This window comes from Sorangium sp. So ce375 (genome assembly GCF_051473855.1).
Classification (GTDB): Bacteria; Myxococcota_A; Polyangia; order Polyangiales; family Polyangiaceae; genus Sorangium.
This window is the reverse complement of sequence record NZ_CP150335.1, coordinates 12,809,134-12,830,434: the sequence shown is the minus strand read 5'-3', so window position 1 is coordinate 12,830,434 and position 21,301 is coordinate 12,809,134. Positions and strand designations below refer to the sequence as shown.

Here is a 21,301-nt window from a genome sequence, read left to right as displayed (position 1 = left end):
GATTGACGCGTATTCCCCAGCGATTCAGTGAGCCACTGCGCGGCGGACCGTGCCGTCGTGTGCCAGAGCGGTGGCACACGGCGTTCGCCTCCCGGAGCGCGTGCATCGCGCCTCCGCCGCCCGGTCCGACCGTTGGCGGGCGACACGCATCGCTCGTGGATCGAACGGACGAGGAGCGGGAGGCCCCGGTTGCGATCGCAGCCGGCACGAGGCACCCTGTTCCGAGCTTGCCGCTGTGCTGACGAGGCGGCGGGGGATGGGATCGCGGTGCACCTCATGCTTCTCGACGGATCCTTTCGACGAACGCTCCTCGCCGGTCTCCTGCTGAGCGCCGGCCCGTGGACCGCAGCTGCGCTCCTCATCGCAGCGCCGGGCTGCGACGGGACCGCCGGGGATGACATCAGCTGCTTCGACTGGCCCGAGGAGCTCGGGGCGTGCCTGGACCGCGAGCAGGCGCTGGAGGAGCTCAACCTGCTCAACGGACATTGCTCCGACTGGATCGTCGTGTCGGTAGAGAGCGACGCGAAGCAGCGAGACGGCGAGTGCTGCTATGAGGTGGTCACCAGGTATAGTCATCGCTGCCCCATGGAGGGCGTTGGTGGTCGTGGTGTCTCGGGGGTGGGCAGCGGTGATTCGTCGGTGGGCAGTGGCGGCCAGTCGGCGGGCGGTGGTGGCCTGTCAGAGGGCGGTGGTGGCCTGTCAGAGGGCGGTGGCGGCCTGTCGGCGGGCGGCGGTGGTCAGTCGGACGGCGGTGGCGGCCTGTCAGAGGGCGGCGGCGGCCAATCGGCGGGCGGTGGTGGCCTGTCAGAGGGCGGTGGCGGCGCCGCGACGGGCACGTCGCTCTGATTCAGAACCAGCGCGCGAGCGCGTCGTCGAGCGACTTCGACGACGCGTCTGTCCACGCGATGCAGCCGTCGGGACGGACGAGCGTCGACGGGCCGTCCTTGGTGCGTGCATGGTGCACGGTGTGCGGCAGTGACCGTTCCGAAGGCGAGATGAAGAGGCCGCCGCCTTTCTCCATCAGCGCGTAGAGCCGCTCTTCGCTGCCGTCTTCAAGCGTGAGGAGCTGGTCCTTCGCGAGCGTGCCGACCAGCGGGTCGTCGTCACCGAGGTCGTAACGAACGCCGACACCCGTGAGCATCTCGCCGAAGTAGCGGTTGCCTTCGGGCAGCTTCATCAGGTCGCTCACGATGGTGCGGAGCGCGCTCGTCAGCGGGTCAGGACGCATGAGCGCGACTTGCGCGCGGGTATTCTCGAGGACGCTCGCAGCGACGGGATGGCGCTCGGCGGTGTACGAGTCGAGGAGATGCTCGCGCCCCTTCACCGCCGTGGCGAGCTTCCAACCAAGGTTCGCGGCGTCGACGAGGCCGAGGTTCAAGCCTTGGCCGCCAAAGGGCGAGTGGACGTGCGCGGCGTCACCGGCGAGAAAGACGCGGCCCATCCGGTAGGTCGTCGCTTGCCGCGCGTGGTCGGTCCAGCGCGTCGCCATCGTCATCGACAGGATCTTGACGTCGGTGCCGCTCACGCGCTGGATCGCCGCTTCGACCTCGGCTTGCGTGATCGGCGCATCCCGATGGGGCGGCGGCCCGTTGAACTCCGCCGTGAAGACGCGCCCCGGCGCCGGTCCGGACGCGACGAGGCCGCGCGGCGTTCGGTGCCAACCCATCGCGAGCTTCTCGGGCGTATCGAGCTCGACGACAGCCTGATAGCCGGTGATGGTCGGATCCGTGCCGGGGAACTCGAAGCCGGCGAGCTTGCGGACGCGGCTCCGGCCGCCGTCGCAGCCGACGAGGTACTTCGCGCTCAGCGGGCCCGCGCTCGTCTGCACGGTCACGCCGTCGTCGTCCCGATCGAAACCTTCCACCGTGATGCCGCGACGGATTTCGATCCCGAGCTCCGTCGCGCGCGCGCTCAGGATCCTCTCGAGCGCCTCTTGCGGCACGAGACGCATGTAGCGCTCCGGGTCGCGCTGGAGGCTCTGGTCAATCAAGAACATCCCAGAAAAGTGGCCTCCCGGCCTCTTTATCGGCCCAGATCCGAAGCGCGCCTTCAGCGCCGGCATCATCCGTGCCATGATGGCACGGCGCTCGTCGTCGAGCGCACGCGCGAGCCCGCGTCGCTCCAGCGCCTCGGCTGCCACAGCGCCGACCCCGGCGGCCTTGATCGTGCGGTCGGGCTCCACGAGCCGCTCCAGCACGAGCGGCTTCACGCCCGCGGTCGCGAGCTCGATCGAAAGGAAGAGCCCTACCGGGCCAGCGCCTACGATGACCACGTCGTGAGTCATGGCGTGAATAGTAGACTCGGTAAAACTTTGCGCAAGCAAGATTTTTTACTTAGTATAATTTTTGATCCATGGGCGAGCTCCGGGAAAGCAAGAAGCGCGAGACCAGGCAGCGGATCTCCGACGTCGCGACGGCGATGTTCTTCGCGCGCGGCTTCGACGCGGTGACGGTCGAGGAGATCGCCGCCGCCGCGAACGTCTCCAAGATGACGGTGTTCAACTACTTCGCGCGCAAGGAGGATCTCCTCTTGGATCGCGAGGACGAGGTGAAGGTGCTCTTGCGCGAGGCGATCGCCGAGAGGCCGCGAGGGCAGTCGCCGATCGACGCGCTCCGCCGCCTCGTCGACAGGCTGTGCGAGCAGAGGCATCCGTTCGCCCGCATCGACAGCCAGACGGCCGGCTGGTGGCGCGTCGTTGCGGCGAGCCCGTCGCTCAAGGCGCGCCTCCGCGAAATCGGGGACGAGGTGGTCGAGGGGCTCGCGGTCGAGCTCGCTGGTCCGAAGCCCGATGGCCTCGCGCGGCTCGTCGCCGGCATGGTCGTGCTGACGTGGCGCACGGCTTACGGCGAAGCGATCCGCGTGCTCGAGCGCGGAGGCTCGGCGAAGAAGGCGAACGCTGCGTTCATCGCGTTGATCGATCGCGGCTTCGCGGCCATTCACGGAATGGCGGCGAGCTCGAGCTGGCAGACGACCGGATGACCCATCCTGACCCAGGGTTGTGCGCGTAGTGCATCGTTGAGCAACGAAGCCTGTCCTCGCTGCCATCGCGCCGACGCTTTGCCCGCCGGGAGTCGAGGCGCTCGGTCCAGATGCCCGGTGCCCAGGTGGCCTGCCTCCTCGCAGGTTGGCCAAGCGCCTCCGCTGTTTTGCGGAGTCGGCCATGCGGCGCCCCTCAAGACCTTACCGTGCCGCTGGATCTGTACGGTGCTGCCGAGCCGAGCCGAGCCGAGCCGAGCCGAGCCGAGCCGAGCGACGACAACGGCAACAGAAGACAGAAGGAGGGGGCACGACCGGGCGCCCCCCCAAGCAGGACGCAGGCCCGAGGCGCCCGTCCCCGGCCGCGCGGTGACGACGGCGTGACGCTGGCCCCACCCCCACCCGCAACCGAAAGCGGAACGCGACCCGACGCAACCCCACGCAACCAAACAAAAAAGCGCGGGGCTTTAAAAATAGTCTAGACAATCGAAACGCTGATTCGTTATCTTGAACAATGGTCCCGTGCGCATTCTTCAGCAAATCTCGGCAGGCACTCCCGCGTACCTGATCCGATCCTGTTCCTCCCTCGGCGCCCGCGAAGGCCCGGAGAGGGCTGCTGAGCGTCGCAGCGCGCCGCCGTACGAGCCGCGCGGCAACCCACGAGCCGCGAGCCGCGCGCTGGCCATCGCTCCTGCCGCCGTCCTGGCCATCGAACTCGGTGCGCCAGACGGCGCTCCTCTCCACAAGACGCGAACAGACGCGAACAGACGCGAACAGACGCGAACAGACGCGAACAGACGCAAGCAGACGCGAGCAGATCCAGAGCGTCCCAAAAACGTCACTGCACGACCCAAAATTGTCACCGACACCAATCAATGTTTTTCTCGCGTCTGCCACCAAAAAGTCCTGGACACTTTCATCCCACAGTTGCTAACTTGAACACTGTCACCTTGCGCATCCGCTCTCCGATCGAAGCAAAAGCGCCCGCGTACTTGATCTGATCCTGATCAGCCCGCGGGGCTCATTCCGACCGGAGCCCGCGAAACCGACCTCGCCTGACCCATGGGTCATGGCGCCTGCACTTCGGATGACGCTCCAGCAATGGTTCACCCGTGAGGACCTCGAGGAGCTACAAATGAAGCAGTTCGCAATCGCATCTTCCGCCGCGCTCGCCACGCTGTTCATCACCGCCACCAGCCTCGCCAACACCACCGCTCCGTCCCCCACGTGCACCGTGATCAAGCGGGGTGTCCTGGGCGACATCTACAACGCCGAGATCTGGAGCCTCGCCCCGAGCTACCACGTCCCGACCCCCTTTGAAGTGAACACCGGGTATTCCAGCTCGGTCGGCGAGAAGCGCGCCGTGTTCCGCTTCGATCTCAGCCCCATCCCCGCCGGCTCCCTCGTCACGTCGGCCACGTTCTATGCCCTGACGTATACGAGCACCGCGAAGACCGTGTACGTCCACCAGATGCTCGCCCCCTGGAGCGAGGAGCTCGTCACGTGGAACAACTTCGGCGGCATGGACCCCGCCGCGCTCACCTCGTTCGTGCCCAACGTCACCGGGTGGAGCTCGGTCGACCTCACCGGGATCGTGCAGGACTGGGTGAACGGGACGGCGCCGAGCTACGGTATCCTCCTCGAGGAGGGCGCCAGCGGGAAGACGTCGTACAAGGGCAGCGCCAACACCGACATGGGTCACCGCCCTCTCCTCGAGGTCTGTTACACGGCGCCGAAGGGCTCGATCGGTGACAAGGTGTGGTTCGACGCGAACGCGGACGGCATCGAGGACGCCTCCGAGCTCGGCATCTCCGGCGTCGTCGTCGACCTCTTCGGCGACGCGAACTGCGACGGCGTCGCCGACGGCGCCGAGCTCCAGACGGCCGTGACCGGCGCGAACGGCGTCTACCGCTTCACCGAGCTCGAGGCGGGCTGCTACGTCGTCGATGTCGACGACGCGACGCTCCCGCTCGGCCACATCCTGACCAGCGACGACGAGCCGCTCGGCGTGTCCCTCGACGCGGGCGAGAACGTCGCCAACGCCGACTTCGGCTACGTGACGTACTCGTCGATCGGCGACACGGTCTGGCTCGACAGCGACGCCGACGGGCTCTACGAGCCGGAGTCGGGCGAGCTCGGCGTCAACGGCGTCCGTGTCGAGCTGTTCCAGGGAGCCCAGCTGATCGACTTCACCATCACCGGCAACAGCCCCTACACCGGCCAGCCCGGCTTTTACCTCTTCGACACGCTCCCGGCGGGCACCTACTCGGTGGTCATCACGCCCGACAACTTCATGACGAGCGGTCCGCTCGCCGGACAGGAGCCGACGGCCGACCCCGATGGCGGGCTCGACAACGTGGGCGTGGTCTCGCTCGGCTGGGCACAAGACCTCCTCGACGCGGACTTCGGCTACCAGCTCTCCTGCGGCAACGGTGTCTGCGGCGGCGACGAGAGCTGTTCCAGCTGCGCCGTCGACTGCGGTACCTGCCCGCCCCAGTGCGGCAACGGCACCTGCGAGATCGGCGAGGACTGCGGGAGCTGCAGCGCCGACTGCGACGTCTGCCCGCCCGTCTGCGGCGACGGCACCTGCGACGCGAGCGAGAGCTGCAGCACCTGCGCGGCCGACTGCGGAGCCTGCCCGCCCGTCTGCGGCGATGGCACGTGCGAGGGCGGCGAGGACTGCGGCACCTGCTCGGACGACTGCGGCGCCTGCCCCGCGGTCTGCGGCAACAACGTCTGCGAGAACGGCGAGGACTGCTCGAACTGCGCCGGCGATTGCGGCGCTTGCCCCGCGGTCTGCGGCAACAACATCGTCGAGGCCGGCGAGAACTGCCTCGAGTGCCCGAGCGACGTCGGCATCTGCCCGCCGGTCTGCGGCGATAACGTCTGCGCGGTCGGTGAGACCTGCTCGAGCTGCGCGGCCGACTGCGGAGCCTGCCCGCCGGTCTGCGGCGATGGGGTCTGCAAGGCGGGCGTCGAGAACTGCTCGAGCTGCGCGGCCGACTGCGGCGTCTGCAAGTGCTCGTCCCCCGGCACCGGCTCCCCCGGTTACTGGAAGAACCACGAGAGGGCCTGGAAGATCACGAAGCTGACCATCGGAGGCAAGACGTATACGAAGTCCCAGCTCCTCGACATCATCAGCCGCCCGACGAGGGGTGACGTCACGTACATCATCGCCAAGCACCTCATCGTCGCCAAGCTCAACGTCGGTATCGGCAACCAGTCGAGCTGCATCGAGGACACCATCACCAAGGCCGACGCCTGGCTCAAGAAGTACCCGCTCGGCAGCAACGTGAAGGACAGCTGCAGCAGGAACGCGCCGTGGACGACCGGCGAGCCGCTGGCCGACAAGCTCGACGCGTACAACAACGGCTACCTCTGCGCCCCCCACCGCGACGACCTCGACTGCGACGACAACCGCCACGATCGCGACCACGACCGCGGCTGCCGCCACTGAGATCCAGACGCTAGCGCCCCGGGGCCAGCGCCGACTCCAAGCGACCAGCCTGGAGAGCCGCCGAAGCTGGCCCAGCCCCCTCCCCGCCTTCCCTCTGCCCTCCCTCTCCTCTCCCGCAGGCTGCGCAGTGAATCCCGCAGTCGATGGCTCACCGCCTCGTCAGCGAAGGCGGATCGCGAGCGCTTGAGCGACCTGCTCGCGCGGCTCCTCGATCAGGTTTTGGACCGTTGAACCAGCTGCGCGAGGGCGCGCGCGCTCGCCTCGTTCGCGGGTGAGAACACGAACATCGAGAGGCCGTCGCTGCCTTCGACGTGAAACACCGACGACTCGAGCACGATCTCGCCGACACCGGGACGGATGAGCCGCTTCTGGAACCCGCCGTGCGACCGGATCTCACCTTCGTCCCACAGGCGACGAAAGTCGGCGCTCGTCTCCATCAATTCGTCGATCAGCGCTGTCGCCTCGTCAGATTGGCCGGCACGCGCGATGTCGACGCGAAACGACGCGAGACAGGTACGGCGAACGTCGTCGACGTTGTGCACCTTGTTCTCTGAACCCGGCTGGAAGACCCGGCGCAGCAAGTTGCGGTCGCGCTCCGGTACCGCCGCGTAATCGCCGAGCACCGCGACCGCCGCGCGATTCCACGCGACGATCTGGAACGTCGGCGTCTTCACGAACGCGGGGACGGAGAGGTTGTCGAGCACGCGCTGGAGCGACGGCGTGACCGCCACGGGCGGCGCGGGCTTGCGCGGCGGCGGACGGTCGTGCGCGAGCAGGAACAGCATCTCGCGATTCGTGTCGTCGAGCTCGAGGGCGAGGGAGAGGCGTTCGAGCACGTCGTCCGACGGCACGCCGCCGCGACCTTGCTCGAGCCACGTGTACCAGGTGACGCTCACGCCGGCTCGGGCGGCGACTTCCTCGCGGCGCAACCCGGGAGTGCGTCGGCGCGCGGTGGTCGCGGGGCGGACGCGCTCGCGGCGGTCGCGCAGGAACGCGGGGAGGGTGGTAGCCGCCATACCAGTATAGGCGCTCGTCTTTTCGGACGAGCGAACCGAGCCTACGGTCCTGACATGACCAAGTCAATGCGAGTGTTCGTCACCGGCGCGACTGGCTGGATCGGTACGGCGGTGCTGAAGGAGCTGCGCGGGGCCGGCCACAGCGTCCTCGGCATGGCGCACAGCGATGCGGGCGCCGACAAGTTGAAGGCGCAGGGCGTGGAGGTCTATCGCGGCGACATCAGGGACCCGAGAGGCCTCGTCGAGGGCGTCCGTGCGACAGATGCGACGATCCACCTGGCGTTCCACATGGACTTCTCGGACTTCCCGAAGATGAACCAGATCGATCGCGACGCGATCGGCGCGATGCTCGATGCGATGGCGGGCACGAACAAGGCGTTCGTCGGCACGAACGGCACGCTGGTGGTTTCGAGGCCCGGCAAGGTCGCGTTCGAGACGGACGAGTCGCCGGCGAGCTCGCCGCTCGCGGTCCGGCTGCAGGCCGAACGTCTCGTGGTCGACGCGGCGAAGCGCGGAGTGCGTAGCAGCGTCGTCCGGCTGGCTCCGACGGTGCACGGCGCCGGTGACAAGGGCTTCATCGCCATGCTGATCAAAATGGCGCGCGAGAAGAAAACCGCTGGTTACATCGACGATGGCAACCATCACTGGCCCGCGGTGCATCGCGACGACGCGGCGCGGTTGTACCGGCTTGCCGTCGAGAGCGCACCGCCGGGATCCGTGTTGCACGGCACCGCCGAGGAAGGCATCACGATGCGCGCGATCGCGGAGACGATCAGCAACGGCGCCGGTGTGCCGACGAAGAGCGTGCCGGCCGCGGAGGCAGGCGCTCACTTCGGATGGATGTCGATGGTCGTCGGGCTCGATAACCGGACCTCGAGCGAGGCGACGCGTGAGCTGCTCGGCTGGAAGCCGGAGCAAACGGGCCTGCTCGACGACATGCGCGCTCACTACTTCTGATCTATAGCGGGGAGCCAGCTCAAGCGCCCTGCTGCCACACGTACGGGGTGGTGGCCGAGAGCCGGACGAACCCGAGCCGTTCGAGGATGCCGCGGCTCTCCGTCGAGGCGTCGACGAACAGGTAGCGAAAGCCGCGCGCGGCGGCGATGCGGGCGCGGTGGGCCACCATCGCGCGATAGACGCCCCGCCCGCGGAAGCCGGGCAGCGTGCCGCCGCCCCAGAGGCTCGCGAACTCGGTCCCGGCGTGGAGCTCGACCCGGGCCGAGCAGATCGGGAGATCGCCGGCGAGCGCGACCGCCGCGGCCACCGGGGTCGGCGTCTCGTTGAGCCTGGCGAGCAGGCTGCGGCGCAGCCACCCGTGATCGACGCCGAAGACCTCCTCGTGGACGCGCGCCACCATCTCCACGGTGGTGGCGTCGGCGACGGGGAGCAGGCGAACGCCGGGAGGGGGCGAGACATGGAGATCGAGCGCCGCGATCTCGGCCACCATCAACGCCTCTTCCGGCTCGGCGACGAAGCCGGCGGCGAGGAGGCGTCGCGGCAGATCCGCGGGCAGATCGTGGGCGTAGTGCTTCCACTCGAAGCGCTGGGCGATCGCGGCGAAGAAGCGCACCTGCTCGGCGATGGCCGCGTCGGCGCACGCCTCGTCGAGATCGGACCAGAGCACGGCCGACCATCCGTCGCCATCGGGCGCGACGTGCCTCGCCACCTTCCCCACGCGCTCGGCGCGGGCCCCCGGCGCCTCGGGCTGGGGTCGTTTCCTGATCTGCTCATCGAAGGCCGCGAGCACGGCGCGCCGATCCATGCGCGACAATGCACCACGGGCGCGCCGCTCGCACAACGAGTCCTTTACCCCCTCTGCGTTGCGCAACAGGGCGCGGCCATGCTCTGCGGTCGACAGCGGCCGCAGCGGCTGCGTAGGATGTAAGATATGGCACAGAGGGAACGAGCGAGATGGCTGTGGGCGGCGTTGGCTCTCACGGCGGGCGGGTGTGCGACGGTGGCGAGGCCGGAGAAGGACGTGGCGACAGGAGGCAACGGCGGGAGCGGGACGGGAGGCGAAGCAGGCGCCGGAGGCGAGGCAGGCGCCGGAGGGCGTGCCGGTGTGGGAGGGGAAGCAGGCGGCGAGGCCGGTGGTGTTACGGGCACCGGCGGGAGCGGGGGAGCTGGAGGCGGGGAAGAGTGCACGCCCGGCGGGAACGAGTGCGTCGGACAGACCTGCGTCGAGGGGAAGTGCACCGGGGAGTGCGTTCCGGCGACCGTACGATGCTCAGGGAACCGCACGCAGCGGTGCGATGCGCGCGGCGCGTGGGAGGACGCTGAGCCGTGCCCTGCGGCAGCGCCCGTGTGCCGTGAAGGCACGTGCGTGGTGCAGCCGAGCTGTGTCGGACTGGCCGAGACGTGCGGGCCGGATGGCGACGAGAGCTGCTGCGCGCGCGGCGAGGTGGTGCCCGGAGGCACGTTCAACCGGAACAACGATCCAGCGTATCCAGCGACGGTGAGCGACTTCGTGCTGGATCGGTTCGAGGTGACGGTAGGGCGGTTCCGCAAATTCGTGGAGGCGTTTCCCGGGAGCACGCCAGCGCCGGGCGCGGGGGCGCACCCGCTGATCGCGGAGAGCGGGTGGCAGGCGCAATGGGGGTCCGAGCTGCCGTTCGACGCAGAGGCGCTCAAGACGGCAGTGATGTGCAGCGCAGGCTACATGACGTGGACGGTCGAGCCCGGTGACCGCGAGCACCTCCCGATGACCTGCCTGAGCTGGTTTGACGCGTTCGCGTTCTGCGCGTGGGACGGGGGCCGGCTGCCGACAGAGGCGGAGTGGAACTACGCGGCGGCGGGAGGAGACGAGCAGCGGGAGTATCCTTGGTCGAAGCCGGCGAGCTCGACGACGATCGATGACAGTTATGCCGTGTATGGCTGCATGGGGGACGGGGATGCATCCAACGACTGTCGGGCCAACGATTTCGGAGCCGTCGGATCGCGGTCGCCGAAGGGCGATGGGAGGTGGGGGCACGCGGACCTGGCCGGGAACGGCTGGGAGTGGGTCCTGGACTCGTACTGGTACGACCCCGTAGATTTGCCGTCCGAATGCAACGATTGCGCGAACTTGACGGACTTCTCGCGCCGGACGATCCGGGGCGGAGGCTGGTTCTACGACGCGTCGGGCCTCCGCTCTTACAGCCGCTACGACGGCACCCCATGGGTCCGCTCTTTCACCGGGGTCCGGTGCGCGAGGACGCCCTAGTACTACAGCCGCACGTCGCGGAATCTCCGCAGATTTCGATGGGCGGGCGGGCGATCGTGACGCTTGGCTTGTCCGCACACTGGTGGAGCCCAGCTCGTTCAATGCTCACCGACGTGCGGCTGTAGTACTGGTACCAAACGCCCCGCTGCCGTCGTGATGGGTCCACGGCCATCATCACCCGCCGACGCGCTCCAGAAGAAAATACCCGCCTTGAGCGTTTCTGCCAATCATGTCGCCGTGATTGTTGATGCCGGAGATTGTCCTCAACTTCGTTTCAGAGGGCAGGTCAACGGTCAGATCGGCCAAGTTGAAATACACCCCGGGCTTCGTCGCCACGTAGCTGTCGTTCGTTGTGGTGCGGGTGGCGACGTTCGTGTTGTTGTCGTTGAACGTCAGGAGGAACTACTGTTTCAAGCGACCGCTCGTTATCGACCGATTTTTCTGGCGGGACGATTCCGCGGGCGGCCCCGAACATCGGAGAGAGCCCGATCACGGCGAGCACCTGCACGAGCTACTCCGGGGCGCGGTGGTAGAGGAGGTTGCTGCGCAAGCGCGCGCTCCGCTCGATGCTGCGCCGGGGACTCGACGACCTCGAGCACCTGCGCGCGCTCGTGTCGTCGGAGGGCTTCGAGCTCCGCGCCGCGCACACGGCGCGCGACTTTGCGGTCCGGGCTGGCATCGCGCCGCCGCTGCTCGACCTGTTCGTCATCGCGGAGCTCGCGCCCGCGCGGAGCGGCGGCGACGCCGTACGGTAGCAGCGGTGACCGGCCGCCGCGCGGGCAGCCCCCGGGAGGCCCCCGACTCGCGGCGCGCGCCGTAGCACACGGCCGAGCCTGGCGCGGCCGGCGTCCCCTTGCCGTGCTCTCACCCCCTGACGCTGAATGCGGCAAGCTTGGTCCGCACCCAAGCCGCCATGCGCGACGTTACTTACCTGCCCGCCTTCCGGCTCATGGCATTCACCACGGCGTTCTCGGCTGCGTGCCAGGGAGGCAATCACGACGGCTTTTCGAGCGTAGGCGGCGCGGGCGGGACCGGCGGCTCGGGCGGCGGTCCGTCCTCGTCGTCGTCCTCAAGCGCGAGCGGCACCGGCGGTTCGGGCGTTTCGAGTGGTCCGGGTGGCACGGGCAGCTCGATCGGTATGGGAGGGACCGGCGGCTCGGGCGGCTCCGAGACGGGCTCCGGTGGCGGGCAGCTGAGCTGTGGCGCCGCGTGCGCTCCCGGGCAGAAGCTCTGCTCGAAGGGTCCGGTGCGCACGTGCCGGTCGGTGGAAGACGCCGCGGTGGGCTGCGGCGACCCCAATTGCGGCCCGTGCCCTTCCTTTCCCAACGGGCTCACCCTGTGCGCAGGCGGGGCGTGCGCTCTCGGCGCTTGTCTTCCCGGCTTCGTCGACTGCGACATGGATCCAGCCAACGGATGCGAGGTCCACGTCGTCGACGATCCGACCCATTGTGGCGCCTGTGGCAACGCGTGCGCGACGAGCGAACGATGCATTGGCGGCCATTGCGTGGGCGCGTGCGGTCCGCCCTATGTCATCTGCAACGGGCTGTGCACCGATACCCAGACGGCGGTGCACGCGTGCGGCGGCTGCGATCTGCCCTGCGCCGCCCCGTCGCCGGGGCAATCCGTTGAGTGCGTCGCTGGCAGCTGCGTTTACGCGCAGCTCCCTTGCCCCACGGGCCTCTCGGCGTGCGACGGCGTCTGCACCGATCTCACGACGAACCGGAGCCACTGCGGCGCGTGCGGCGCCGTCTGCCAGGACCCCATGAACGCGTTCGCGGTGTGCAACGCCGGCCGGTGCGAGCCCTGCCCGCCCGGCACCACCGATGCGTGCCTCCCGAGAGAATGCACCGATCTCGCTCACGAGAACGGCGCGTGCGGCGCGTGCGATACGCGGTGTCCGACGGGTGCCATGTGCCGCGATGGCCGCTGCGTGGATCTGGCGACGCTCAGGATCGTGGAGGCGACGGTGAGCGACTTCGTCGTCGATGGGGGGCTCGTGTACTTCGTCAACGCGACGGACGGCACCATCAACAGCGTCCCGGTCGGCGGAGGCGCCATCCACCAACTCGCCAGCTTCCAGGAGCGCCCCGGGCACATCGCGGTCGACGCGACGCGCGTCCTCTGGACGAACACCATCGGTGGGACGGTCATGGCTGTCCCCAAGACGGGCGGGTCGCCGGCCATCATCGCGTCGGAGCCGGGCACGGCGCCCGATTACGTCGTATCCGACGGGACCAATGCCTATTTCATCATCGCCGATCGCCTGCTCGCGGCGCCGATCGCGGGCGGCCCCACGACGCTGCTCTACCAGTCACCGCTCGACATCACGTTCGGCATCCGCGCCCCGCTGTCGAACCTCACCCAGAACTCGACGATGCTCTTCTTCACGATCCACGACCCGTTCATCAAGCAGGGCCAAAGCGTCCACAAGAACGGTACGCCGACCGGGCTCCCCTCCCTCGGAGGGTACTCGATCGCCGCGACGGACACAGACGTCTTCTCGATCGGTGACGTGCTCACTGGCCCCGGCAACCTGAAGCGCTGCTCGATCGCCGACCCGGTTTGCGAGGAGCTGTGGGGGGTGGGCCCCTTTGGTTACCACGCGGCCCTGGACGCGCTCGCGCTCGACGGGGACGACGTATTCTTCTTCGGCACGGCCGGGATCGAGCGCGTGCTCGCGTGCGGATCGCGGATGCCGGACGTGATCGCCAGCGTGCTAGAGACCCCCGTGCGCAAGATCGAGGTCGATGCCAGCCATGTTTACTGGAGCGACGGGGCCTCGATCTCGCGCGTCCCCAGGTGAAGCTCGGACCATCGCGGCGGCTCGACCAACTAGTGTTCATACTGAAAAGCAGTTGATATATTTAATCAATACTTAGTTAAGCGAAGGATAAGTTTTATGAAGCTGAAAACTTCAACCGATGAAGACGAATTTTCTTGTTTGAGCGCGTAGTGGGACATTTACAATCGTCTTATGGATATTCACTCGAAGATGCAGAGCGTCTGGTGAGCGGATACTACGAAAAATTTACAGATCAAAATTTTTGCGATAAATACGATACCATGGCTCAAACGATGGATTTTTTTGGTCACATAGAATCGAGAGGGATGGCTGATAGAGTTCATTTTTATGAAGGCTTGAAGCATGATGCTGATGAAGCGGCGTTTATCGAATGGCAGCAAAAGAACGGGATGTGATTCAAGGTGCGTGGGTGGGTTAAATGGCTGTTTTAATTGAAGCTCTTTCAGTTGGCCGAGTTCACGCGGATCCTCGACGGGATCACACGGGAGGGCTGCGGGCGGTTCCGGATGAAGTACGCCGATCTCGCGGCGCATATCCACGGCGCGACCCTCAGGGGGTGAGACCCGCGCCGCAGGTCACGCGTCTTGGCGCCCGCTCCTGACCGACTCGAGTCAGCGCTTCATCGCGCTCGATCCCACGGGCGCGTACGGCGGCGAGGGAGGTCAGCTCTCGCGGTGGTCTCGCGACGACGAGCTTCGCTGCATTCTCTTCCCGAGCTTCGACGTCTGGCTGGAATGCTTCACGGTCGGCATGGAAGCGGGCCTCTTCGAGCACACCGATTATTGAATACCGTCATGTCGTAGTTCTGCACCATGCTGACGTCGTGGTCCGCGCCCGTGAGCGGACATTCGAAGACGGGAACGCGCCCGGCGCGCAATAGCGGCACGAATTCTGCTCCGCACCGAGACATGCTTTCCAACTCAATCCTTCGAAGTCCTGGAAAAAACTCAGCGATCGCGCCGTTCCCTGGCCCGAGCAGAGGAAGCAGCGACCTTCTCCATGTGCCAGGGTGTGTCAAAGCAGGACAGAGGCCGAGCCTGACGCCGCGCCTCGCGGCCCCATTTCTGGCAGGCTCACTCTCCCTCGCGCTCCTCGCCTGCGGAACGACCGTGGGCGGCCCCGCGATGACCGAGGAGCGCTCGTCGGGAGCAGGCGCGGGCGGTGGCGCGGCGTCCGGTGGTGCATCGAGCGGCGGTAGTTCATCAGGCGGAGGGAGCAGCAGCGGTGGCGGTACCGGCGGCGCGGAGGGTGAACCCGGTGATAGCGGCGAAGAGTTCCTGCTGATCTTTCCACGGCGTCCTGCCTTCGGGTTTGGTCAACCGCTCGCAGCTATGCCGAATGGCTCCGTCGTGACCGTGGGAGCGCGGGCCCCGGCGGAGCTCCTCCCGGACGCGGTGGATGAGCCCTTCTTGGCTGAATATTCGACGAAGGGGGAGGTCCTGAACGTGCTTTCGCTCACCGGCGCGGCCGAGCCCGAGCTATTGGCCGTCGATCCCGAAGGGTCGATCCTCCTCATCGGTCAGCTCTATGCGGATATGACCTTCGGTGAGTTCACGCTGAAGGCGGTCGAGTACGGGTACTACCTGGTCAAAGTGGCCCCCGATTTTTCGATCTCGAACGCGGTCGGGGTACCCCTCGAAGGAAGCACGCCCCTGAGCGCGATGGCCGTCGACGCGGCGGGTGATATTGTCGTCGGGCTCGGGGTGTATAACGACGACGCCACCGTTCAAAAGCCCCTGATCCAGAAATTCTCCGGCTCGACGCTCGAGCAGATCTGGAGCGAGACGTTCGAGCACGACAGGAGTCAAGGCTACGCGACCGCGCTGGCCTTCACTGGAAGCGGTGAGGTCCTCGTCGGCGGCGTCTTCACTGGAGTCCTCACGGTAGGCGAGGCCGTGCTCACGAAGGCTGGGGGACAGGATGACCCCGTGGTTTACAATGGCTGGCTCGCCTGGCTCGATCCGGAGCGCGGTGCTCCCCTGCGCGCGCAGCGCTTCGGGGGCGCGTCCTTCGACTATGTGCATGACTTGAAGTCCACGAGCTCCGGACGGCTGATGCTCCTGGCCACACAGACCTCTCCGTCGACGTTCCTCGATCATGCGGTGAGCTTCGAGGAGGAGGTGACAGGTTCGGTCCTCTATGATTTTCTGGACGCTGGAGCGGTGCGCTGGGCGAGCGCGCTCGGGGCGCCGGATCATTTCGGAAAGGCCCTGGCGCTGGGCAGCGGAGGCCAGAGCTATGTGGCTTGTCGTTATGGTGATCTCGCCAACGATCAGACCCCCCAAGGGGGGTGCCTGACACGCTTCGAAGCGAACGGCGACAGGGGTGAGAGCGTCGAGTTCGCGAGCGGCATTCCGAACGGGCTGACGCACATCGCGGTCGACGCGAAGGGCGGCGTATGGGTCAGCGGGGCCTTTGACACGGGCTTCGACTTCGCCGGAGAGACCTACGATCCCCCGGCCGACGGTGGCCAGTTCATCCTCAGGAAAAAAGGGTTCTGAGCTCGCTCGGGACCAGCCACGCAGACAGATCAGGGGGGACTTCTGACCCGCGGTATCAGCCTCGACTTGGGCACAGCTGCCTGACACCGGGCACATGTCCCCAAGCCGAGCCTACGGCCGAGCGGCGCCCGGCTCGGCGCCCTCGGCCCCTCGCTCTGCTTCACGCGCCGCCTCGGCGTACTCGTGCCGGAGCAGCGGGTCGAGCTCGAAGGCGCGCGCGAGCGAGGCCTCTGCCTCTCGCGCTCCTTCGCGGCGCGCCTTCGCGTCGGCCGCCCCGCGCGCCCGCGAGAGCAAGAGCCCGCCGCGCAGGGCGTGGGCGTGCGCGAGGAGCGGGTCGAGGCGCAGCGCCCGCTCGACGTGCTCCAGCCCCTCGTCGGCGGCGCCGCGAGCCTCGGCCGACGACGACGCTCGCGCGAGGTGCCAGCAGGCGCGCGCGAGCTCGACGTGGCCTTCGGCGTGGGGGTAGATCGCGATGGCCCGCCGCGCGTCGTCGCGCGCCCTCCGCAGCGGGAGCAAGGGTGAGCGCCCCCTCTGCCGCGCCCATCGGGCCTCGACCAGGCCGAGCTGCGCGCCCGCGAGCAGGCAGCCGAGGCAGCTCGGCTCTGCCCTGTAGGCCTCGGCCAGCGCGGACCGCCCGGCCTCGAGATCGTCGCTCGGATCCTCGCCCGACTGCAGGGCGTAGAGCGCGGCGAGGCGGTGGCCCTCGGCGCGGTACGACGAGGTCCGCCCGGCAGCGGGGTTGATGGCGCGCGATCGATCGAGGTGGGCGAAGGCGCGCTCGATCGACGGGCGCGGGTCGGCGCCGCGCTCGGCGAGGTGCTGCGCCAGGGTCAGCTCGGCCACCGCGGCCTGGTTGAGCGCCTGGTAGAACTGGCCGTCGAGCGCGAGGGCCTGTCGCCCGATCTCGAGCGCCTTCTGCACCGTGTCCTGCGGATCGAGCCCGTGCGCGAGGTCGTACGAGGCCCAGTCGTTGTAGAGGTCGCCGAGGTTCCAGTAGGGGAAGAGGTACTTCGGATCGCTCTCGAACGCCTGGCGATAGTAACGCGCGGCCTCGGCGTACTCGGGGCGAGGGTCCTGGCCCTTGTCGCGCCGGTGGTTGCCCTTCCAGCGGTGGACGTTCGCGAGATCGTTGAGCGCCCACGGGTAGTTGGGCTCCAGATCGAGGGCCCGCGTCAGCCGGGCGCCGGCCTCGTCCCACGCGGGGCCCGGGTCGAGGCCCGCGCGCGCCTGCTCGAACCCGCGCGTGAAGTGGGCCAGCCCCGCGGCGTCGTGCGCGTACACGTCGCTCGGGTCGAGCTCGACGGCGCGCGCGGCGGTGGCGAGCCACTCATCGAGGATGGGCTCGGGCTCGAGGCCGCCGCCTTCGTCCTTCATCAGCTCATACCAGCTCATCAGGACCTGGGCCCTCCGGGTGTGGCCCGAGGCGCGCCCCGGCGCCGCCCGCACCGCGTTGCCCGAGGCATCGAGGGCGCGCCCGAGCGCCTCTTTGCGGGGCCTGCCCTGCCGCTCGTCGACCTCGGCCCGCTTCAGCCAGGCCACGGCGAGCGCCTCGTACGTCAGCGCGTCGCTGCGGCCGATCTCGAGCGACGCGTCGTACTTCGCGATCGCCCGCTCCAGGTCGGCGCGCGCGCCGTCGTACTCCCCTCGATCGAAGCGATCCACGGCCTGCGCGTGGGCGATGTCGCCGGCGAGCCGGCGGGCCTCGTACGACCAGGGCGCCTCGTCGACGGCGCGCTCGGCGGCGCGCGCGGCGGCGTCGTGGTCGCGGCGATAGAGGGCGATGAGCCCCTCGAGGTGGTGGGGCGACTCGAGGCCGAGCCCGCGGCTCTTCTCGAGCGCGGCGAGCGCGGGCCGGAGGTACTGCTCGTCGAGCGCACGCCGCCGCCCGGCCACCCACGCGGCGCCACCGCTGCGCCGTGCGTCCTCGAGGGCGCGGCGGTAGAGCTCACCGAGCGCGCGCCCGAGCGCGTAGTTGAGCTCGGGCGAGTCGATCCCCAGCGCGCGGGCCCGCTCGAGCTGCTCGCGCGCCTCGTCGAACTCGAGCAACGCCAGGTGCCCGCGCCCGAGGGCGTAGCGCGCGAGCCCCTCGCCGGCGCCGCCCGCGTCGACGTGACGGGCCGCGATGCGCGCCATGCGCTCGCGGACCCGCGCCTGCTCGCGGCCGGTGTCGTGCAGCGGCAGGCCGTAGGCGGCGCGCAGGAACCACTCGATCTCCTTGACCTCCTGGCCGATCTCTTCGCCGAGCCTCGCCCGCTCGGCCACCTCGGCCCGCGCGCGCCGCGCGTCGAGCTGCGAGCGCAGGCCGAGGGCGCCGAGCGCCGCGATGAGCGCGAGCGAGAGGGCCGAGACGGCCACGAGACCGCGGTGCTTGCGCGCGAACCGCCGCAATCGGAAGGACAGGCCGGGTCGCCGGCCGAGGATCGGCTCGCCGTCGAGGAAGCGCCCGAGGTCCTCGCCGAGGGCCCTCGCCGTGGGGTAGCGCTGCTCGGGCTCCTTGTGGAGGCACTTGAGGGCGATCGTCTCGAGGTCGGCGGGCAGCTCGGGCGCGAGCGCGCGCGGGGGTCGGGGCTCTTCGTGCAGCACCTTGAAGAGCGTGGCGGCGGGGGTCGCGCCCTCGAACGGCGGCGCGCCGCAGAGGAGCTGGTAGAGCGTGGCGCCGAGGCCGTAGACGTCCGCGCGCTGGTCGGCGCCGTGCGCCTGGCCGCGCGCCTGCTCGGGCGCCATGTACGCCGGCGTGCCCAGGAGCGCCCCGGTCTCGGTGAGGCTCTGCTCTCGATCGGCCTCGTAGGCGAGGCCGAAGTCGACGACCACCGGGAGGAAGCTCCCGTCCTCGGCCCGCTCGATCAGCACGTTCGAGGGCTTCAGATCGCGGTGCACGATGCCGAGCCGGTGCGCCTCGTGGACCGCCTCGGCCACCGCGCGCATCGCCCGCACCCTGGCGGGCAGCGACATCTCGCTCGCCGCCTCGTCGAACCTCCGGCCGCGCACGAGCTGCATCGCGATGTACGCTCTGCCCGCGACCTCACCGACCTCGTAGACCTTGCAGACGTTCGGGTGGTCGATGCGCGCCTGCGCGCGGGCTTCCTGCAAGAGGCGCAGGGCGCGATCGGGGTCGGCCCCGCGGATGAACTTGAGCGCGACCGCTCGGCCCAGGCGCTTGTCGCGCGCCTCGACCACTTCCCCCATGCCGCCCCGCCCGAGCGGCCTGACGAGCTCGTAACGGCCCCACGAAGCGACCGGAACCCCGGACGCTTCGGCCGCGGCGCTGCGCGTGGGCGCGCCCCCTTCCGCTTCGGTGTCAGACGGGTGCGCACTCCCTTCGGCCGGAGGGAGGGGCCGGGTCGGCGTCGAGGCGTCTGCCGGCGGCACCGTCGTCGACGCCGGGGGCCCGCCCTGCGCTGGACCCGGGGCAAGCGCGCCGGGGCGCTCCGGCGGGAGCGTGGGCTCGAGCGTTGCGTCTTCTTCCGGCGCCGACATGTTGGAAGTGGGGACAAGGTGGCACGGCCGTGCGGGCGGCGAAACGTGTCCATGGAGGCCAGCCCGATGGCGCGCTGCGGGGAGCGCCTCCACTGGCGTGTTCCCCTGGCAACGGGTCTTTCCCGAGACGCGCCCTTATCGCGACAGGCATCGCGAAGAGCGCGTTCGCGTGCACTCGGCGCGCCGAATGGTAGCTTGACACGCGCGAGGTCAGCGTGTTGCCTGCCTGCTCGGAGAGCACAGGAGAAAACGTGGAAGGATGCAGTCACCTTCATCACAGGCGGCGGCTCGGGGATCGGGCGAGCGCTCAGCTTGGAGCTCGCCATGTCCTCAACGTGGCCTCGCTCGCCGGCTTGGGCCCAGCACCGCTCTTCGCGCCGCACTCGATGAACCAAGCACGCAAGGAGAAAGCACGTGACTAAGCCAGGTCCAGTGATCGCTTCAGATGTTCCGCCTCGAGCCAAGCCATCCAACTACCCGGAGCCGTTTGCCTCACGCGTCGCCGGTCGGCAGAAGCAGGCCCTGGGTGATGTATTCGGACTTAAGAGCTTTGGCGTGAATCGCACCACGTTGAAACCCGGCGCGATGTCAGCTCTGCGTCACTGGCATTCGGTCCAAGATGAGTTCGTCTACATTCTTTCAGGCCATCCAACGCTCGTCACCAATACCGGAGAAACAACGCTCCACCCCGGCATGTGCATGGGGTTCAAGGGGGGAGATCCCGACGGGCATCATCTGGTGAACCGGTCAACGGAGGATGTCGTGTACCTGGAGGTAGGAGATCGTCTGCCGGGTGATTCCGGGTCGTATCCAGACGATGATCTAAAGGCCGTCATGGGGGCTGACGGCAAGTGGCAGTTCCAGCACAAAGACGGGACGCCATATTAGTGGTCAGCGTACCCGACCCGGGGGTGCAGTGAGGGGCGTTGTCGCCGCGGCGCGCCCGTCGATCGCGTACGGGCGCGGCCGAGGACCTCGTTTCGCGGAACGGGTACGGATATACTGTTAGCGTCGCGCGTCGTGTGATCGCGCCCCGACATGGCCAGCGAAGGCGCATTGCTGGCACGCCGCGCGCCCGCGCGTGGCAAGCTCAGCTGCCCTCGCGCAACCGGATCCGGTTATGGGGAGGCTGCTCAGCTGCCCTCGCGCAACTGGATCCGGTTACGGGGAGGCTGCTCAGCTGCCCTCGCGCAACCGGATCCGGTTGCCGCGAGGCTGCCAGCCGCCCTCGCGGCTGCCATGACGAGAGCCGAGCCCTGCCGCGGCGCGCAAGGTGGCGCTCCCGTCAGGCTCTCCGAACGCCGCCGCACCCGTCGTGCAGCCGCGCCCCGGCGCTCCCTACTGCCCGCCGGGCACGCAGATCGCAGTCGCCGAGCCGGCGCCCATGCACGAGAAGCCCGCCGCGCAGTCGGTGTTCGCCGCGCAGGGGAAGGCGCACTTGCCCACGGCCGTGTTGCACTTGTGCGTGCCGCAGACCATGTCGTTCGTACACGGGAGCGCGAGCGGGCTCGGCTGCGCCGTCGTCGCCGGGGCGGTCGTGCCCGGCTGCTGGTACTGCCCGGGCTGCTGATACCCCGGCTGCTGGTACTGACCGGGCTGCTGGTACTGCCCGGGCTGCTGGTACTGCCCGGGCTGCTGGTACTGCCCGGGCTGCTGGTACTGCCCGGGCTGCTGGTACTGCCCGGGCTGCTGGTTGTAGGCGTTGTTGTACTGCTGGTCCGACGCATCCTCGGCATCTCGGCCCCGGCTGCACGCGGAGGTCAGGAGCCCGAGGCCTCCGAGGGCAAGGACGACCGAGGCCGCCGAGCGCGCGCTGGTGAACCACATGGATCGCTTCATCAAGATCTCCTCGAGGTGCGGGGCCTTCCC

The 21,301-nt window shown here is 68.6% G+C and carries 17 protein-coding genes; 11 read left to right on the top strand and 6 right to left on the bottom strand.

What is annotated here, in order from left to right; all coding sequences use genetic code 11:
* Window positions 1–267: 267 nt before the first annotated feature.
* Window positions 268–846 (top strand): hypothetical protein, encoded by a 579-nt coding sequence (locus tag WME90_RS47765; protein WP_437278785.1) that lies wholly within the window; start codon window positions 268–270, stop codon window positions 844–846.
* 1 nt (window position 847) lies between these two features.
* Here WME90_RS47765 and WME90_RS47760 read toward each other — a convergent pair whose 3' ends face one another.
* Window positions 848–2,284 carry an FAD-dependent monooxygenase gene (locus tag WME90_RS47760; protein ID WP_437283756.1) on the bottom strand — a complete coding sequence of 479 codons (1,437 nt, stop codon included), beginning with the start codon at window positions 2,282–2,284 and terminating at the stop codon, window positions 848–850.
* 68 nt (window positions 2,285–2,352) lie between these two features.
* Here WME90_RS47760 and WME90_RS47755 point away from each other — a divergent pair, with 68 nt between their 5' ends.
* Both WME90_RS47755 and WME90_RS47750 read left to right on the top strand, forming a co-directional pair.
* A complete protein-coding gene (locus tag WME90_RS47755; RefSeq protein ID WP_437278784.1) occupies window positions 2,353–2,979 on the top strand; it encodes a TetR/AcrR family transcriptional regulator in 627 nt (208 codons plus the stop codon).
* Window positions 2,980–4,111: 1,132 nt separating this feature from the next.
* Window positions 4,112–6,433, top strand: a complete 2,322-nt coding sequence (locus tag WME90_RS47750; protein ID WP_437278783.1) for an SdrD B-like domain-containing protein — start codon at window positions 4,112–4,114, stop codon at window positions 6,431–6,433.
* Window positions 6,434–6,645: 212 nt separating this feature from the next.
* Here the strand turns inward: WME90_RS47750 and WME90_RS47745 are convergent, their stop codons facing one another.
* A complete protein-coding gene (locus tag WME90_RS47745; RefSeq protein ID WP_437278782.1) occupies window positions 6,646–7,449 on the bottom strand; it encodes a helix-turn-helix transcriptional regulator in 804 nt (267 codons plus the stop codon).
* Between the two features lie 54 nt (window positions 7,450–7,503).
* On the opposite strand from WME90_RS47745, the gene WME90_RS47740 reads away from it, so the two are divergent.
* Window positions 7,504–8,406 (top strand): SDR family oxidoreductase, encoded by a 903-nt coding sequence (locus tag WME90_RS47740; RefSeq protein WP_437278781.1) that lies wholly within the window; start codon window positions 7,504–7,506, stop codon window positions 8,404–8,406.
* Window positions 8,407–8,425: 19 nt separating this feature from the next.
* On the opposite strand, the gene WME90_RS47735 is transcribed toward WME90_RS47740, so the two are convergent.
* Window positions 8,426–9,211 (bottom strand): GNAT family N-acetyltransferase, encoded by a 786-nt coding sequence (locus WME90_RS47735; RefSeq protein WP_437278780.1) that lies wholly within the window; start codon window positions 9,209–9,211, stop codon window positions 8,426–8,428.
* Between the two features lie 564 nt (window positions 9,212–9,775).
* Here WME90_RS47735 and WME90_RS47730 point away from each other — a divergent pair.
* Window positions 9,776–10,651, top strand: a complete 876-nt coding sequence (locus tag WME90_RS47730) for a formylglycine-generating enzyme family protein (RefSeq protein WP_437278779.1) — start codon at window positions 9,776–9,778, stop codon at window positions 10,649–10,651.
* 174 nt (window positions 10,652–10,825) lie between these two features.
* On the opposite strand, the gene WME90_RS47725 is transcribed toward WME90_RS47730, so the two are convergent.
* Entirely contained in the window at window positions 10,826–10,987 is a 162-nt protein-coding gene (locus WME90_RS47725; RefSeq protein ID WP_437278778.1) for a hypothetical protein, read from the bottom strand.
* Between the two features lie 203 nt (window positions 10,988–11,190).
* Between WME90_RS47725 and WME90_RS47720 the strand changes: the two genes are divergently transcribed.
* From WME90_RS47720 to WME90_RS47700, 5 genes are all read left to right on the top strand, one after another.
* Window positions 11,191–11,406, top strand: a complete 216-nt coding sequence (locus WME90_RS47720) for a hypothetical protein (RefSeq protein ID WP_437278777.1) — start codon at window positions 11,191–11,193, stop codon at window positions 11,404–11,406.
* 137 nt (window positions 11,407–11,543) lie between these two features.
* On the top strand, window positions 11,544–13,454 hold the full coding sequence (locus tag WME90_RS47715) for a hypothetical protein (RefSeq protein WP_437278776.1): 1,911 nt from the start codon (window positions 11,544–11,546) through the stop codon (window positions 13,452–13,454).
* A gap of 134 nt (window positions 13,455–13,588) precedes the next feature.
* Entirely contained in the window at window positions 13,589–13,849 is a 261-nt protein-coding gene (locus WME90_RS47710) for a hypothetical protein (RefSeq protein ID WP_437278775.1), read from the top strand.
* Window positions 13,850–13,885: 36 nt separating this feature from the next.
* On the top strand, window positions 13,886–14,014 hold the full coding sequence (locus tag WME90_RS47705) for a hypothetical protein (protein WP_437278774.1): 129 nt from the start codon (window positions 13,886–13,888) through the stop codon (window positions 14,012–14,014).
* A 564-nt stretch (window positions 14,015–14,578) separates the two neighbouring features.
* Window positions 14,579–15,955, top strand: a complete 1,377-nt coding sequence (locus WME90_RS47700) for a hypothetical protein (protein ID WP_437278773.1) — start codon at window positions 14,579–14,581, stop codon at window positions 15,953–15,955.
* A gap of 111 nt (window positions 15,956–16,066) precedes the next feature.
* On the opposite strand, the gene WME90_RS47695 is transcribed toward WME90_RS47700, so the two are convergent.
* Window positions 16,067–19,432, bottom strand: a complete 3,366-nt coding sequence (locus tag WME90_RS47695) for a protein kinase domain-containing protein (RefSeq protein ID WP_437278772.1) — start codon at window positions 19,430–19,432, stop codon at window positions 16,067–16,069.
* Window positions 19,433–19,846: 414 nt separating this feature from the next.
* Here WME90_RS47695 and WME90_RS47690 point away from each other — a divergent pair, with 414 nt between their 5' ends.
* On the top strand, window positions 19,847–20,320 hold the full coding sequence (locus WME90_RS47690; RefSeq protein WP_437278771.1) for a cupin domain-containing protein: 474 nt from the start codon (window positions 19,847–19,849) through the stop codon (window positions 20,318–20,320).
* Between the two features lie 450 nt (window positions 20,321–20,770).
* Here the strand turns inward: WME90_RS47690 and WME90_RS47685 are convergent, their stop codons facing one another.
* Window positions 20,771–21,271 carry a hypothetical protein gene (locus WME90_RS47685; protein ID WP_437278770.1) on the bottom strand — a complete coding sequence of 167 codons (501 nt, stop codon included), beginning with the start codon at window positions 21,269–21,271 and terminating at the stop codon, window positions 20,771–20,773.
* Between the last annotated feature and the right edge of the window lie 30 nt (window positions 21,272–21,301).

What these genes read in the sequence shown, in the direction of transcription:
- WME90_RS47755 (WP_437278784.1), top strand. Translation starts at nt 2,353, where the DNA reads ATGGGCGAGCTCCGGGAAAGCAAGAAGCGCGAGACCAGGCAGCGGATC.
- WME90_RS47695 (WP_437278772.1), bottom strand. Translation starts at nt 19,432, where the DNA reads ATGTCGGCGCCGGAAGAAGACGCAACGCTCGAGCCCACGCTCCCGCCG.
- WME90_RS47750 (WP_437278783.1), top strand. Translation starts at nt 4,112, where the DNA reads ATGAAGCAGTTCGCAATCGCATCTTCCGCCGCGCTCGCCACGCTGTTC.
- WME90_RS47700 (WP_437278773.1), top strand. Translation starts at nt 14,579, where the DNA reads ATGACCGAGGAGCGCTCGTCGGGAGCAGGCGCGGGCGGTGGCGCGGCG.
- WME90_RS47745 (WP_437278782.1), bottom strand. Translation starts at nt 7,449, where the DNA reads ATGGCGGCTACCACCCTCCCCGCGTTCCTGCGCGACCGCCGCGAGCGC.
- WME90_RS47760 (WP_437283756.1), bottom strand. Translation starts at nt 2,284, where the DNA reads ATGACTCACGACGTGGTCATCGTAGGCGCTGGCCCGGTAGGGCTCTTC.
- WME90_RS47735 (WP_437278780.1), bottom strand. Translation starts at nt 9,211, where the DNA reads ATGGATCGGCGCGCCGTGCTCGCGGCCTTCGATGAGCAGATCAGGAAA.
- WME90_RS47685 (WP_437278770.1), bottom strand. Translation starts at nt 21,271, where the DNA reads ATGAAGCGATCCATGTGGTTCACCAGCGCGCGCTCGGCGGCCTCGGTC.
- WME90_RS47740 (WP_437278781.1), top strand. Translation starts at nt 7,504, where the DNA reads ATGACCAAGTCAATGCGAGTGTTCGTCACCGGCGCGACTGGCTGGATC.